The sequence below is a fragment of the Kitasatospora sp. MAA19 genome (assembly GCF_029894125.1).
Lineage (GTDB): Bacteria > Actinomycetota > Actinomycetes > Streptomycetales > Streptomycetaceae > Kitasatospora.
On the sequence record NZ_JARXYZ010000003.1, the window covers coordinates 471,545 to 485,527 of the forward strand.

At 74.4% G+C, this 13,983-nt stretch carries 10 protein-coding genes; 2 read left to right on the forward strand and 8 right to left on the reverse strand.

What is annotated here, in order from left to right:
• Positions 1 to 4 precede the first annotated feature (4 nt).
• The 7 genes from P3T27_RS07800 to P3T27_RS07830 form a co-directional block, all read right to left on the reverse strand.
• Entirely contained in the window at positions 5 to 526 is a 522-nt protein-coding gene (locus P3T27_RS07800) for a GNAT family N-acetyltransferase (RefSeq protein ID WP_280675636.1), read from the reverse strand.
• A 228-nt stretch (positions 527 to 754) separates the two neighbouring features.
• Positions 755 to 1,993 carry a C40 family peptidase gene (locus P3T27_RS07805; protein WP_280675638.1) on the reverse strand — a complete coding sequence of 413 codons (1,239 nt, stop codon included), beginning with the start codon at positions 1,991 to 1,993 and terminating at the stop codon, positions 755 to 757.
• Positions 1,994 to 2,232: 239 nt separating this feature from the next.
• Positions 2,233 to 3,297, reverse strand: coding sequence for a hypothetical protein (locus tag P3T27_RS07810; RefSeq protein ID WP_280675640.1), 1,065 nt, complete (start codon positions 3,295 to 3,297; stop codon positions 2,233 to 2,235).
• A 78-nt stretch (positions 3,298 to 3,375) separates the two neighbouring features.
• A complete protein-coding gene (locus tag P3T27_RS07815) occupies positions 3,376 to 5,091 on the reverse strand; it encodes a threonine/serine exporter family protein (protein WP_280675642.1) in 1,716 nt (571 codons plus the stop codon).
• A 209-nt stretch (positions 5,092 to 5,300) separates the two neighbouring features.
• Complete coding sequence (locus P3T27_RS07820) at positions 5,301 to 5,954, reverse strand: VTT domain-containing protein (protein WP_280675644.1); 654 nt, start codon at positions 5,952 to 5,954, stop codon at positions 5,301 to 5,303.
• A gap of 193 nt (positions 5,955 to 6,147) precedes the next feature.
• Positions 6,148 to 8,505, reverse strand: coding sequence for a hypothetical protein (locus P3T27_RS07825; RefSeq protein ID WP_280675647.1), 2,358 nt, complete (start codon positions 8,503 to 8,505; stop codon positions 6,148 to 6,150).
• A gap of 148 nt (positions 8,506 to 8,653) precedes the next feature.
• The gene (locus P3T27_RS07830) at positions 8,654 to 10,585 is read right to left on the reverse strand and encodes an ATP-binding protein (RefSeq protein ID WP_280675649.1); all 1,932 of its coding nucleotides are present in this window, start codon (positions 10,583 to 10,585) and stop codon (positions 8,654 to 8,656) included.
• Positions 10,586 to 10,924: 339 nt separating this feature from the next.
• Between P3T27_RS07830 and P3T27_RS07835 the strand changes: the two genes are divergently transcribed.
• Complete coding sequence (locus P3T27_RS07835) at positions 10,925 to 11,239, forward strand: hypothetical protein (RefSeq protein ID WP_280675651.1); 315 nt, start codon at positions 10,925 to 10,927, stop codon at positions 11,237 to 11,239.
• Between the two features lie 77 nt (positions 11,240 to 11,316).
• Here P3T27_RS07835 and P3T27_RS07840 read toward each other — a convergent pair whose 3' ends face one another.
• Positions 11,317 to 12,474, reverse strand: a complete 1,158-nt coding sequence (locus tag P3T27_RS07840; protein ID WP_280675653.1) for a helix-turn-helix domain-containing protein — start codon at positions 12,472 to 12,474, stop codon at positions 11,317 to 11,319.
• 289 nt (positions 12,475 to 12,763) lie between these two features.
• Here P3T27_RS07840 and P3T27_RS07845 point away from each other — a divergent pair, with 289 nt between their 5' ends.
• Positions 12,764 to 13,921 (forward strand): acyl-CoA dehydrogenase family protein, encoded by a 1,158-nt coding sequence (locus P3T27_RS07845; RefSeq protein ID WP_280675655.1) that lies wholly within the window; start codon positions 12,764 to 12,766, stop codon positions 13,919 to 13,921.
• The last annotated feature ends 62 nt before the right edge of the window (positions 13,922 to 13,983 follow it).

Here is a 13,983-nt window from a genome sequence, read left to right on the forward strand (position 1 = left end):
CGATTTATTCCGTGCCCGACCCGACGTGCTCCCCCGGCGCCACCACCCAGTGGTTGCAGCGCAGGACGCGGTCCGCGAAGGAGACGTCCCGCTCACCGAGCAGCCGGAAGCCCAGTGCCCGGCAGATCCCGTTGGACGGGCCGTTGGTGACCGCCGGGTGGGCGTGCACCGGGCCCCACCGGCCGTCCGCGGCGGCGGCGTCCAGCAGCTCCCGGACGGCCGCCTTGGCGAGGCCGCGCCCCTGGAACTCGGGCAGCACCATCCAGCCGATCTCGGTCACGGCGGCGCCGTCCTCCTCGTACGACCAGAGCGTGACCCCGCCGGCCACCACCTCCGGCCCGGCCCCGTCCGGGACGATCATCTTGATCCACGCGCGGTCCTCCGCCACCTCCACGACGTCCTTGCGCAGCCGCGCCTCCACCCGATCCCGGGGCAGCGGCCCGCCCAGCCCGGCCATCATCACCGCGTCGCACCGCATCCGGACGTACGCGTCGACGTCCCCCGCCTCGACATCACGCAGCCTCATCGCGTCTCCTCCCGAGTGCTCGAACCGGCCACGCCGGGGCCGGTCCGGCGGATCCTAGCGCCCATCACCGACACGTCCGGAGCGCAGGCGGGGGTGGCGGCGGCGTCAGGGTACGTGCACCGCACGGCGGAGGAGGAACGCGGTGCGGCGAGGGCGGCGAGGGCGGGGGCACCTCCCGGCCGACGGCCGGGAAGGGGTCGGCGCGCAGGCCGGGGGTGCGGACGGGCCCTACGGGCGGGCGTAGAAGTCGGGGGTGCCCATGATCCAGAGGCTGGCCTGTTTGACCGGCCTGCCGGCGCGGGGGGCCTCGATCATCTGATCGTCGCCGATGTAGAGGCCGACGTGGTAGATGTCGGCGGCGCGGCCGGTGTGCGTCCAGAAGACGAGGTCGCCGGGGCGCAGCTGGCGGTAGCTGATCGGGGTGCTCTGGGCGTACTGGTCGGCGGCGAAGTGGTTGAGCTGTCTGCCGCCTTCGCGCCAGGCCATCATGGTGAGCCCGGAGCAGTCGTAGCCGGCCGGACCCTCGCCGCCCCAGATGTAGGGCAGGCCGATCTTGGAGCGGGCGAAGTCGATGGCGGCGGCCGCGCCCTCGGCGGACCACGGGCGGTCGGCGGGGGGTGCGGCCTGGGTGGCCTTGGCAGCGGCCTGCTCGGCGGCGGCGCGGGCGGCGGCCTCGGCCTCCCGGGTGGTGATCTCCTCCAGGGCCTCGCGGTGGCGGCGTTCCAGGTCGACGGTGGTGTGCCGGGCGGCGGCCAGGTCGGTGAGCAGCTGCTCGCGGCGCCGGTCGGCGGCGAGGACCGCGTCCTGCTGGGCGGCGAGCCGGGCCTCGGCGCTGGCCTTGGCGGCGCCGACCTCGGTGGCGGCCTTCTCGGCGGCCTCGGTGGCGGTGCGGGCGGCGGCGGAGGCCCGGTTCGCGGCGGCCGCGGTGGAGGTGGCGGCGTCGAGGATCTGCCGGGTGCGTTCGCTGGCGACGCCGACCACGGCGGCGCGGTCGCCGGCCTCGCGCGGGCCGCGGGCGCCGAGCAGCGCGTTGAGCGCGGAGAGTTCGGCGCCCGCGCCCTGGCGGTACGTTTCGGCGGCGAGTTGGGCGGCGTCCGCGGCCGCCTCGGAGCGCTCGGCCTCGGCGGCGGTGGCGCGCCGGCCGGCGGCGGCCTCCTCGGTGCGGGCCCGGGCGAGGGCGAGCTGCGCGCCGTTGTAGGCCTCGACGGCCTGTTCGGCGCTGCGGCCGGCCCGGTCGAGTTCGGCCCGGGCGGCGGTGAGTCCGGCTTCGATGGCGGTGACGGAGGCGGCGGTGCGGTCGACCTCGGAGCGGGCCCGGTCGATCTCCTCGGTGGTCGGGTACGGGTCGTCCGGTCGGGCGGGGCCGGCGGTGGGTTCGGGGTCCGCCGGGGCGGCCTGGGCGGCGGGGAGCAGCCCGAGCAGGGCGGTGAGGGACAACAGGAGGGTCGGCAGGAGCCTGCGCGCCACGAGACATCCCTTCTCACGGGTCCGGAGGGGACGGCGGTCGGACGGTGCGCGGTGCTCGGACCGGGGCGGCCAGGCGGAGGAGGTCCGACGAATCATCCCATCAAGTGACAGAAAGGTCACTCGTCGATCATGTTCTCAACTCCGACGCTTTTCGCACCTCGAACGCGCCCTGCCAGCCGGGTGACCATCAGATGATCCGATCATGAGTCACCGTCGGTCAGGCGCACGGGGTATGCGAACTACCGGTGGATCCGGCGGGTGCGCGTCCGCAGCTGGAGGTGTCGCTCGGACCGGCGCTCCACCCCGGTCGGACGGACCGCGTACGTCCGGCTGCGCCCCGCCCGGACCGTGCGGCGACGCTGCCGCGCCCCGTGGGACCGGCCCGGGCCGCTGCCGCCCGCGCCGTACGCCCCGCCCTCCGCCGCCCCGGCGGCGGCCGCCGAGCGGCGGTCGGCCAGCCGCGCCTGACGCCGGGCCAGCGCCCGGGCGGCGTGCGCGTCGAGGTGGGCGGTGGCCCGGGCGGCCATCCGCTCGGCCACCCGGTGGGCGGCGGGGTGGTTCGCGGACACCTTGTCGGGGGCGCCGGCGATCAGGTCGAAGAGCCAGGTGCGGGCCCGGTCCGCACGCCGGTGCAGTCGGCGCTCGCGCCGGAGCGCACGCGCCCGGCGGCGGGGACGCTTGGCGTACCGCCAGCGGGCCCACGGGCTGCTCGGGCGGGCCAGCCGGACCGCCCCGATCCAGGAGAGGCCGGGGACCATGATGCCGAGCAGGCCGGTCCACAGCTTGCCCTTGATCAGGCTGATCACCGAGGCCAGGGCGTTCACCGAGATCACCGTGATCAGGCCCCACCTGGTCTCCTGGCCGGGCACCACGCCGAGCGGCACGTACCCGACCAGCAGCAGGGCGGTGAACAGGATGCCGAAGATCACCGCGTCCACCGACTTGCGGCCCTGCTCGCTCCAGTACACGTCGTCCAGGTGCAGGATCAGCGCGAACTCGTCCAGCACCAGGCCGCAGCCGATGCCGAAGACCAGCCCGAACCAGTCGATCCACGGGTGACCGCCGTACGTGGCGAACACCCCGACGCCACCGACCAGCAGGAAGCCCAGGCCGAACACCATGTGATGGATGTGCAGGCCGCCGGGGGTGACGTTGCCGGGCCACCAGCGCACCTGGGCACGGATCATCCGGACGCTGAACCGGATGAACACGAAGGAGGTGATGAAGCCGACCAGCAGCAGGAACAGCGGTTGCTTGTGCGCGGCGACGATGTGCTCGCGGTAGCCGTCCAGCAGTGTGGTCATGCGTCTTACCTTCGTTCCTGGTCCTTCCTCCGGTCTGCCGCGACATGGCCCGGAGCCCAACACCGGTCCAACGCGCGGTCAGAACCCGCGGGTGCGCTTGGCCGCCCGGCGCGGCACGACCGGGTACAGCGACGGGCGCTCGCCACCGACCGGCAGCTTCATGAACAGCCGGGCGATCTCGCCGCCGAGGTTCACCCCGATCGCCAGCGCCATCGCGATCGCGGCCGCCCGGGAGACGGACACCAGGCCGGCGCTGGAGTGCCCCTGCGCGAAGGAGAGCATCCCGAGGTAGAGCGCCGAACCGGGCATCAGCGGGCCGATCGCGGCGGTCACGTACGGCAGCGCGGAGCCGTTGCGGTAGCGCGCCATCAGCTGGCCGAAGAGGCCGACCAGGCCGGCCGCCACCCCGGTCGCCACGATCGGGGAGAAGCCCGCGTTGTAGGCCAGCACGCCGTAGCTGGCCCAGCCGATGCCGCTGTTCAGGGTGACCAGCGCGAGGGAGCGGCGGTCGGTCTGCAGCAGGGTGGCGAAGGCCAGGGTCAGCAGCATCGCGGCGGCCAACTGGACCGGCGGGTAGCTGACGCCCGCCAGGCTCTCGTCCGGCCGCAGCTTCGCCTCGAAGCCGACCCCCAGGTAGAGGATCAGCATCACGCCGATCACGATGCCCGCGACCAGGTAGATCACCTCCAGCAGACGGGCCGCGGCGGTGATGTAGAAGCCGGTCAGGCCGTCCTGGACGGCGGCGACCAGGGCCCGCCCGGGCAGCAGCGCGAACAGGCCACCGGTGATCACCACCGAGCCGCGCAGGCCCCAGTCGTTGAAGGAGAGGACGATCCCGGAGGCGGCGGCCGGCATCGCGGCCGCCACGAACTGGTAGAACTCCGGCAGCCGGCGCCGGGCCAGCATGGAGGCCAGCCGGTCGCCGAGGACGGCCGCGACGAAGGCGCTGGCGAAGACCAGCCAGGCCTTGTCGTCGATCCGCCCGCCGACCAGGAAGGTGGCCGCGCCGGCCAGCAGACCGGTGGTCAGCGCGAGCATCCAGGACGGGTAGGGGTGCCGGTTGCGGCGGATCACGGCGAGCCGGCGGTAGGCGTCGTTGACCGTGACCTTCTCGGCGGTGATGTCCGCGACCAGCTCGTAGACCGCGTTCAGCCGGGTGTAGTCGGAGGTGCGGCGGCGCACCACCCGGTCGGCGGTGATCGGCGGCTCGACCAGCGAGGGCTGGTGCGAGATGCCGATCAGGGTGAAGGTCACCTGCGGCTCGCAGTGGTCCAGCCGGTAGGCGTGCGCGATGCCGAGCATGGCCGCCTCGACGTCCTCGGCCGCCTCGCCGCTGGCCAGCAGCAGCTCGCCGATGCGCAGTGTCAGGTCGAGGATGCGGGGGACGTTGCGGGTGGCCGCCGCAGAGGGGTGCAGCTCGCGGGCGGTCCGCTCGAAGGCGGGGCGCTCGGACATCGGGGTGCGCAGCAGCGTGCGCATCCGGTCCGGCCAGGGGGCCTCGCCGGGGGCGCCGGCGGTCAGCTCCGGGATCGGGGTGCCGGTGGGCGGGGCGTAGCCGGCGGCGCGCCACTCCTCGGGGGTGAGGGTGTCCTCGGCGACCGAGCGGCGGCGGGCGGGGCGCGCCGCCTCGGGCGCCGGCTCGCGGCGCGGTTCGGCTTCCGGTTCCGGTTCCGGGGCCAGCAGGCCCCTGGTCTCCGGGACCGGCGGGACGAGCGGGATGACGGTGGCGGGCTCGACGGTGGGGGCCGGGTGGCCCAGCAGGCCCTCGGTGGGCGGCGCCTCGGCGGGGTGCACCGGCCGTACCGGCGGCGTCCGCCGTGTCTGACGGACCGCCCGGCCTCCCCTCGCCCGCTTGCCTCCGCCCGGTCGGCCCCGCTTAGGCACTTCCACTCCTTGCCGCCCCTGGTGGCCGCCGGCCACCGTTCGATCTCGGGATACACCTTGCCTGATCGAACAGTCCGACGCACATATACGCGGCGTACCGTGACGGGGGCGGCGGGCGCCTACCCGGCGCGGTGGCGGTCGGTGGACGCCGCACCGGAACGGCGGGCCCGCAGCAGTTCGACCGCCACCGGGACCACCGAGACCAGCACGATGCCGACCAGGATGGCCTCGATGTTGTCCCGGACGAACGGGATCTGCCCCAGGAAGTAGCCGAGCACGGTGACACCGGCGCCCCACAGCACACCGCCGACGAGGTTGAAGACCACGAAGGTGCGGTAGTTCATCCTGCTCACCCCGGCGACGATCGGGGTGAAGGTGCGCACGATCGGCACGAACCGGGCCAGCACGATCGCCTTGGGCCCGTGCCGGTCGAAGAAGGCGGCGGCCTTCTCCACGTTCTCCTGCTTGAAGATCCGGGAGTCGGGGCGGCGGAACAGGCCCGGCCCGACCTTGCGGCCGAACAGGTAGCCGACCTGGTCCCCCGCCACCGCGGCGGCCACGATCAGCGCGCAGACCAGCCAGAGCGGCTGGTGCAGGTAGGTGCCGCCGGCCACCAGCAGACCGGTGGTGAACAGGAGCGAGTCGCCGGGCAGGAAGAAGCCGATCAGCAGGCCGGACTCGGCGAAGACGATGGCCAGGATGCCGATCAGGCCGAAGGTGGAGATCAGGTTGGTCGGATCGAGCCAGGACGGGCCGAGGGCGAGGCTGGTCACGTGCGGACACTCCTGAGGGTCGAGTCTTGGCAATGAAACAGTAAAGCATTCACCAAGAATCGATAAACCGGTAGGTCATGACGGGCCTGCACGCACCCGCGCCCGCACGCGGCCGTGCGGGCCGGGGCGTGCGGGTGCGGGGGTGCGGGGGTGCAGGGGTGCAGGGGTGCAGGGGTGCAGGGGTGCGGGGCCGTCAGAGGCCGTAGCGCTCGATGGTCTCCTCGTGCCGGGCGACGTCCGCACCCGCCGCCTTGGCCAGGTCCAGCCAGGCCAGCGGGTGCGTCCAGTCGCCGGTGAGCCGGTGCAGCAGCGCGTCGGCCTCGGCGGCCGAGGCGGTCGGCGGCACCCCGACGGCGGCGTAGACGCCGGGCAGCGCGGCGTCCTCGTCCGCCGGGTCGGTGATGCGGTACTGCTCCCCGCTGTACGCCCAGACCGCGTAGCCGGCCTGCTGCAGGTCTTCGCGCAGCGCCGCCCACGGCTCGTCGCCGGGCCAGCCGCCGTCGATCCAGTACGTGGCGTACCCCGCCGGGTCGAGCAGGGTGAGCAGCTCGAACACCGGGCGCCAGCCCCGCCGCTCCTCCTCGGGGGCGTCCTCGGCCGGCGGCGGCTCCAGCAGCGCCGGGGCGAAGACCACCACGTCGCCGTGGTTGAGCGTGAGGTCGTCGCCGAGCACCGGCAGGATCCGGGCGGTGGCCGGACCGGTGCGGACGGCGGGCAGGTCGGCCGTGGCGCCGTTGGTGCGGGTGGCGCGGACGGTGACCAGCTGCCACTCCTCGTCCACCGGCCCCTCGGGCTCGTCGAACTCGATGCCGAGCAGCGCGCCGGCGGAGCGGACCGCCGCCCAGTCCCGGTTGGCGGTGGCCGCGGTGATCAGGTGCCAGAGGTCGGGCTCCTGGACGGTGCGGTGGCGCTCCTCCTCCGGGGCGGCCCCGGCGGGCAGCGCGTGCTCCAGGAGCTCCTGGTACAGCCGCTGCGCGGTGGCGTGGTCGCCCAGCTCGGTGGCGGCGCCGGCGGCCAGCCGGCGGGTGTTGATCCGGCTCCGGTCCAGGGCCAGGATCGCCTCGCACTGCTCCAGCACCTCGGCCCAGCGGGCCTCGGCGGCGGCCCAGCGGGCGCGTATCCAGTGCCCGTCGGCCGGGCTGGTGCCGGCCAGCCGGTCGGCGAGGCGGCGGACGCCCTCGGCGTCCCCCGCGTCGATCAGGGCGGAGCCGAGCATGCCGGTCAGCACCTCGTCGCCCGGGGCGGCGTCGAGCCACTGCCAGAGCAGGTCGGCGGCGGCCCGGGCGTGGCCGAGGCCGCCGAGCACCGCGGCCAGGTTGACGGCCAGTTCGGTGGCGGCGGCCTGCTCACCCTGGTACCGGTCCAGGGCGACGGAGAGCAGGTCGGCGCCGGTCTCGTAGGGCACCCCGGCCTCGGCCAGGTGTGCCGCCAGTTCGCCCGGCGGAACGGGCAGCTCGGGCACCGGCAGCGCCTCGGCGGCCGCCCGCAGCGCGGCGACCTCCTCGGCCACGCCCTCGGTGCGGCGCAGCCGGGCGAGCTTGCGCTCCCCGGTCTCGGCGAGGGTCAGCGCCACCGTCCGGGCGCCGCGGGCGACGGCGAGCCGACCCGCCGCCAGCAGCAGGTCCACGCAGGGGCGGTGCGAGCCGGTGCCGTCCAGGTAGCCGACCCAGCCGGCCAGGACGGCGCCCAGCTCGGCGTCGTTCTCCCAGGCACCGGCCGCGACCAGCAGCTCGACCGTGCGCGTCCAGCCGTCCCGCAGGTCGGCGTGGCGCTCGGCGGCCTCCCGGGCGGGCAGCAGCGCCAGCGCCTCCTCGGTGCGGCCGAGCGAGGCCAGCGCGCGGGCCCGCAGCAGACCGCCCCAGAGCCGGTCGCTCTCGTCGATCTCGCGGCCGCGGGAGCGCTCGGCCTGCTCGGCGGTGTCGACCAGCGTGAGCACCTCCTCGTGCCGGCCGAGCCGGCTCAGCGTGCCGGCCCGGGCGTGGTGGAAGTGCAGCGAGAGCCGCTCGCCGGCCGCCTGGATCCGGGCGGCGGCGGTGTCCAGGTGGCTGAGCGCCTCGGCGTGGCGGCCGTCGTCCTCCAGTGCGTCGGAGTACTCGCGGGAGAGGCAGTCGAAGCAGGCCCGGGCGGGCTCGATCCGCTCCAGCGTCTCGCCGAGCACCGCCAGCCGCTCCGGGACGTAGCCGGGGCCGTCGACCCGGGCGTGGCAGATCGCGAAGTCCTGCACCACGCAGACGGACTGCGGGCAGCCCGCCGTCTCCTCCCGGTGGGCGAACTCCAGCAGGTCGACCGCCTCGGGCAGGGCCTGCTCGCCCTGGTGGCGCTTGTTCAGCAGGTTCTGCATCCGCCAGTGCCGCAGGTAGACCTCGACCCAGGGCAGGCCGAGCGCCCGGGAGGCGGCCAGCGCCTCCGGGTAGACCGCGTCCAGCTGGTCGTTGCGGCCCTCGTTGGCGTGGCCGGGCAGCTCGTAGATGGCGTCGGCCAGCCGGCGGTGGCCGGCCTCGGCCAGCTGGCGGTGGGCGTCGTGCACCCAGGCCCAGATGTCGGTGCTCATGTCGTGTCCCCCTGCGTGGTGCTGTTGAGAAGTCTGCCGTCGGCCACTGACAATCCGTCGGGGCCGGGGCGCGCCGGGCAGGTCCCGCCGGGCGCGCGACGTGTCGGACGCGCCCCGCTCACGCCTCGTCCGCTCACGTCTCCTCCGCTCACGTCTCCTCCGAGAGGGCGCCGAGGGTGTCCGGGACGTCCGGCAGGCCGACCGGGACGGCGGCGGTCAGGGCGGAGACCGCGGTGCCGATGCCGGACAGCGCCGCGGTGAGGTCGCCGCCGGAGGAGTCCGCCGAGCCGGCCGAGGCGGCGGCCATGATCACCTTGAGCGAGCGGAGCAGCCCGGCCGCCGTGGCGCTGCCGGTGTGCCCGGTGCGGTAGGCGGCGAGCAGGTCCAGCACGGCCGGGCAGGACAGGTTGAGGTAGAGGCGGGCCCTGACCTCGCCGTCGGTGCGGGCGGTGAACGCCCGGGCCAGCCGCAGCGCCGCGGACGGGATCCGGGCGTCGGCCTGGTCGTCCTCGATCCGGGCCTTCAGCTCGGCCTCGCGGTCCGGCACCAGCACCAGGGGCAGGCCGGGCGGGTCGAACCGGGCCGGGACGAGCTGCTCGCCCTCGTCGGCGAGGGCGCCGGCCAGCCAGGCCGCCTCCCCGGCCGGCAGCGGGCGCTCCGGGTCGCGGAACAGCTCGCGGTCGCCGTGCTCGCTGCCCAGTTCGACCAGCCGGCAGCCGCGCAGCTGGGCGTAGCGGCGCAGGAAGGGCAGCACCGCGTAGCGGTCGCCGCGGGCGATCGGCACCCGCATCGCCCGGTACAGCATCTCCTCGAAGCCGCCGCCGCTGCCGAGCGCGACGTGCACCGCTCCCCCGCCCATGGCCCGCAGCGCGCCGGCGGTGAGGTCGCCCTGGGAGGTGGGGACCGGGACGTCGTCGGCGAGCAGGGTGAACAGCCGCTCGTCGCAGAGCGCGGCGCCGAGCAGGTCCTGGCCGTGCCGGGTGAGGATCCGGCGCCAGGCGGCGGGCCGCAGCCGGGCGGTCTCGTACAGGCCGTCGACGATGGCGTCGGTGAGGGTGCGCTGGAGTGCGCGGTAGTGCTCGTCGCGCTGGAGGTCCTCGCGGCTGGCGGTGGGGGTGAGCCGGTTGGACTCGACCACGCCGCCGATGAACCCGGCCCAGCTGGGCAGCAGGTCGCGGGCGTCCTCGGCGAGCAGCATGCCGCGCAGGTAGACGGCGAGGTCGCGGTTGTCGCTGCTGCCGTAGGTCCCGCCGTCCTGGACCCAGAGCAGGCCGATCGCGTCGGTGCCGCCCTCGACCGGGTCGACGGGGAAGGCGGTGAGCGGCTCGAAGCGGCGGCCGAAGGCGGTGGCGAAGCGCATCCGGGCGGCGTGCTCGTCGGGGGCGGGGGCCGTGGCCGGCCGGCCGGTGCCGCGCCAGGGCACCTCGACGCTGTTGACGGGCTGCTCGTCGTCGCCGACGTAGACCGGGATCGGCAGCAGCACGCAGTACCGGCCGAGCACCTCGCGCAGCGCGTCCTCGTCGGCGAGGTGGGCGTGTTCGGCCTTGAGCGTCAGCTCGACGACCGTGCCCGGGCGGGGCCGGGCGGGCACCGGGTCGACCTGGTACTGCTCGCCGCCCCGGCTGCGGTAGCGGTGGCCCAGCTGCGGTTCGCGGTGCGAGGTGGTGGTGACGACGACCTCGTCGGCCACCGAGAAGGCGGAGAGGAACCCGAGGCCGAAGGCGCCGATCAGCTCCTGGTTGCCGGTGAGGTCGCGCAGCATCCGGGTGTAGCCGGTGCCGACGGTGGCGAGGTAGGCGTGGATCTCCGGCTCGGTGAGGCCGGCTCCGGTGTCCTCGATGGCGACGGTCCGCCGGGCGGCGTCGCCGCGCACCCTGATCAGCGGGTGGTGGTCGCCGTCCGGGTCCTCCAGGAGTCGGCGGGTGTGCGAGTCGTGGGCGTTCTGGACGAGTTCGCGCAGGGCGACCAGCGGGGTGGAGTAGAGGTGGGTGGCGAGGACGTTCACCAGTCCGCCGAGATCGACCTCGGTCGTACGCAGATCCTCGGCGGGAGTGGGCTCGGGCGGGGCACCTTCAGACATGGGTCCCCAGTGTGCCAGTGCGACTATCCGGCGACCATTTCTTTCTCCATGAAGAAACTCGGTCAACTCTGCGTTGACATCGAAGGGTTGCCGGGGATTACCGCATTGCACCCCAACTCCAGTCCCCACCAGCAGCATTGGACGCCACGGAAGCCCCCGCCGGGACCGTCGGCAGTCTCCGGATACAACGTCACCATGACACCATCGGGGGAATTGCCACCCGTTTGGTGGAGTTCGTCCACACCGCTGGTGAATGCTGAACGTGCGACGTCAGGCAACGGCGCAACGGAGCGGCCACTCCGGATCGCGCCAATTTCGCACCAGCTCAGGGAGACCACCGTGTCCCGTATTCGCGCAGCCGCCGCCACCGCCCTCGGGGCCTTCCTCCTCGTCGGCTTCGGCGCCGCCGGCGCCCACGCCGACAACGGCGCCGGCGCCCTCGACCACTCCAACAGCAGCGTGGTGAACAACAACGGCTCCGCCAACGTCGTCGGCAACGTCGTCGGCAACGTGGTCATCACCCAGCAGACGGCCACCGGTTCGGGCGCGAGCAACCAGAACAACGGCCTCGCCGCCACCGGCAACGCCGGCAACATCGGCGCCCTGCAGGGCAACGGCAACCTCGACGCCCGGGTCCACCTCCCGCTCCACTAGGCCTTCCGCCCCACGGGCGCAGCCACGGGCCGGGTGCCCGCCCCGTCACCTCGGGGCGGGCACCCGGCCGCCGTTCGTCAGGACAGTCCCAGGACGGCCCGGCCCAGGCGCAGCAGGCAGTCCCCGAGGTCCGGCCGGGCGCTGTGCGGACGGTTCCGCACCCCGTCGTTGACCAGCGCGAACAGGGCGTGGACCCGGATCCGGGCCTCGACCGCGTCGTACCCGGGGCGGACCTGCCGCAGCAGGGCGACCCAGGTGCGCAGGAAGTCGCGCCGGAAGTCCACCGCGACCCGGCGGTCCGGCGGGGCCAGCCGCTCCGTCTCGCTGAGCATCGCGCCCAGGTAGTCGCCGTGGCGCAGGGCGAAGCCGACGTACGCGCCCAACCCGGCCGCCAGCGCCGCCTCGGGCCCGGTGGCGGCCGCGATCGCGCCGTCCACCTCGTGCCAGAGCCGTTCGCGGCTGCGCACCAGCGAGGCGGCGAGCAGTTGGGCCTTGCTGTCGAAGTGCCGGTAGACGCTGGGGCCGGCGATGCCGACGGCGGCGCCGAGCTGGTCGGTGCTGACGTTGTCGAAGCCGCGCTGGTGGAAGAGCCGGACGGCCGCCGCGAGCAGTTCCTCGCGGCGCGCCCGGGGTCGGGGCTCCGGCGGCGCGGGGGCGGGGGCGGGGGCGGGACCGGTCGCGGCGCCGCCCGGGCGGGCCGCGAGGACCGCCACGACCAGTTCGCGCAGCACCGCCTCGGCGCGACGGGGCTGCGGCGCGACCGACTGGTAGGAGAGCCCGGCGCAGACCGAGAGCGCCGACCAGCAGAGCAACTCGGCGTCCGTCTGCGGGAGTTCGGGTCGTTCGGCGGACAGCACGGCGGTCATCAGTGCGACGTCCGCGCGCAGCTCGCGGCGCAGCGCCGCCCGCCGGGCCGGCGGCAGCAGCCGGGCGTCGCGCTGCACCAGGGTGCCGAGCGGGCGGTGCCCGACCGCGACGGCGGCCAGCGCGGCGCCGAGGTCACCGGTGGTACGAGCCGCGCGCAGCCCGTCGGCCAGCGCGTCCAGCCCCAGCCGGACGGCGCGGTCGAGCAGTTCGGGCTTGCCGCGGAAGTGCCGGTAGAGGGCGGGCGCGGTGATGCCGACCCCGGCGGCGACCTCGGCCATCGAGACCTGGTGGTAGCCGCTGCGGTGGAACCGGTCGGCCGCCACGGCCAGGATCTGGGCGCGCCGACCGGGGGGCCGTCGGACCACCATGGCGAGCCTCCCTCCCGTGCTCCGGACCGCCCGTGCTCCGGACCGCCCGTGCTCCGGACTGCTCACGCTCCGGACTGCTCACGCTCCGGACTGCTCACGCTCCAAACCGCCGACCGAAGGCTAGCAAGGATTCACTTGAGGGGGTCTTCCACCGACGACCACCGGCTTTCTCCGGGGTCGCCGACCCTGGACAGCGGAAGCTACCGAGGATTAACTTGTGAGGCCATCACCTGGCACGTTCAGTCCCGGCCGGCGCCCGCAGCCGGTCACCACCGAAGGGAGCGCCGCCGTGCGCCGCACCGTCTTCACCGAGGACCACGAGGCCTTCCGGGAGACCATCCGGGACTTCGTCGCCAACGAGGTCGTCCCGGTCTACGAGAGCTGGGAGGCCGAGGGCCACCCGCCGCGCGACTTCTACCGGCAGCTCGGCGCGCTCGGCATCTACGGCATCGAGGTGCCGGAGGAGTACGGCGGCGCGGGCGAGAGCGGCTTCAAGTACCAGGCGGTGATCGCCGAGGAGACCGCCCGGGCGGGCGTGAGCTTCGGATCCTCGGGCGTGCACACCGGGCTGGTCCTGCCGTACCTGCTGGAGTACGCGACCGAGGAGCAGAAGCGGCGCTGGCTGCCCGGCTTCATCTCCGGCGACATCATGACCGCCATCGCGATGACCGAGCCGGGCGCCGGCTCCGACCTCGCGGGCATCACCACCACCGCGCGCCGCTCCGAGGACGGCACCCACTACGTCCTGAACGGCGCCAAGACCTTCATCACCGGCGGCGTGCTGGCCGACCTCGTCCTGGTGGTCTGCCGCACCTCCCCGTACGACCCGGACAACCGCCGGGCCGGCCTGTCCATCCTCTGCGTGGACACCACGTCCCCGGGCTACTCCGTCGGCCGCAAGCTGCAGAAGATCGGCCTGCGCACCTCGGACACCGCCGAGCTGGCGTTCAGCGACGTCAAGGTGCCGGTGGAGAACCTGCTCGGCGAGGAGGGCCGGGCCTTCACCTACCTGACCCACAACCTGGTGCAGGAGCGGCTGGCGATCGCGGTCGGCGCGTACGCGGCGGCCGCCGCGGCGGTGCGGTTCGCGGTGCAGTACGTCAAGGACCGCAAGGTGTTCGGCAAGGCGGTGGCCGAGTTCCAGAACACCAAGTTCACGCTGGCCGACTGCGAGGCCCAGGTGGTGGCGCAGCAGTCGATGGTGGACCGCGCGCTGGAGCTGTACCAGGAGGGCGAGCTGACCGTCGCCGACGCGGCCGCCACCAAGCTGTTCTGCACCGAGTCGGCCTCCACCGTCATCGACAAGTGCCTTCAGCTGCACGGCGGTTACGGCTACATCCTGGAGTACCCGATCGCCCGGCTCTACACCGACAACCGGGTGTTCCGGATCTACGGCGGCACCAGTGAGGTCATGCGCAGCATCATCGCCAAGTCGATGGGCCTGTAGGCGCCGGGCCGGTAGTCGCTCGGTCTGCGGGCGGGGACACAGCGGCGGCGGGCCGCACCCCC

Bases quoted from the DNA above. Each gene is read 5' to 3' on its own strand.
- P3T27_RS07800 (WP_280675636.1), bottom strand. From the start codon at position 526: ATGAGGCTGCGTGATGTCGAGGCGGGGGACGTCGACGCGTACGTCCGG.
- P3T27_RS07810 (WP_280675640.1), bottom strand. From the start codon at position 3,297: ATGACCACACTGCTGGACGGCTACCGCGAGCACATCGTCGCCGCGCAC.
- P3T27_RS07825 (WP_280675647.1), bottom strand. From the start codon at position 8,505: ATGAGCACCGACATCTGGGCCTGGGTGCACGACGCCCACCGCCAGCTG.
- P3T27_RS07830 (WP_280675649.1), bottom strand. From the start codon at position 10,585: ATGTCTGAAGGTGCCCCGCCCGAGCCCACTCCCGCCGAGGATCTGCGT.
- P3T27_RS07840 (WP_280675653.1), bottom strand. From the start codon at position 12,474: ATGGTGGTCCGACGGCCCCCCGGTCGGCGCGCCCAGATCCTGGCCGTG.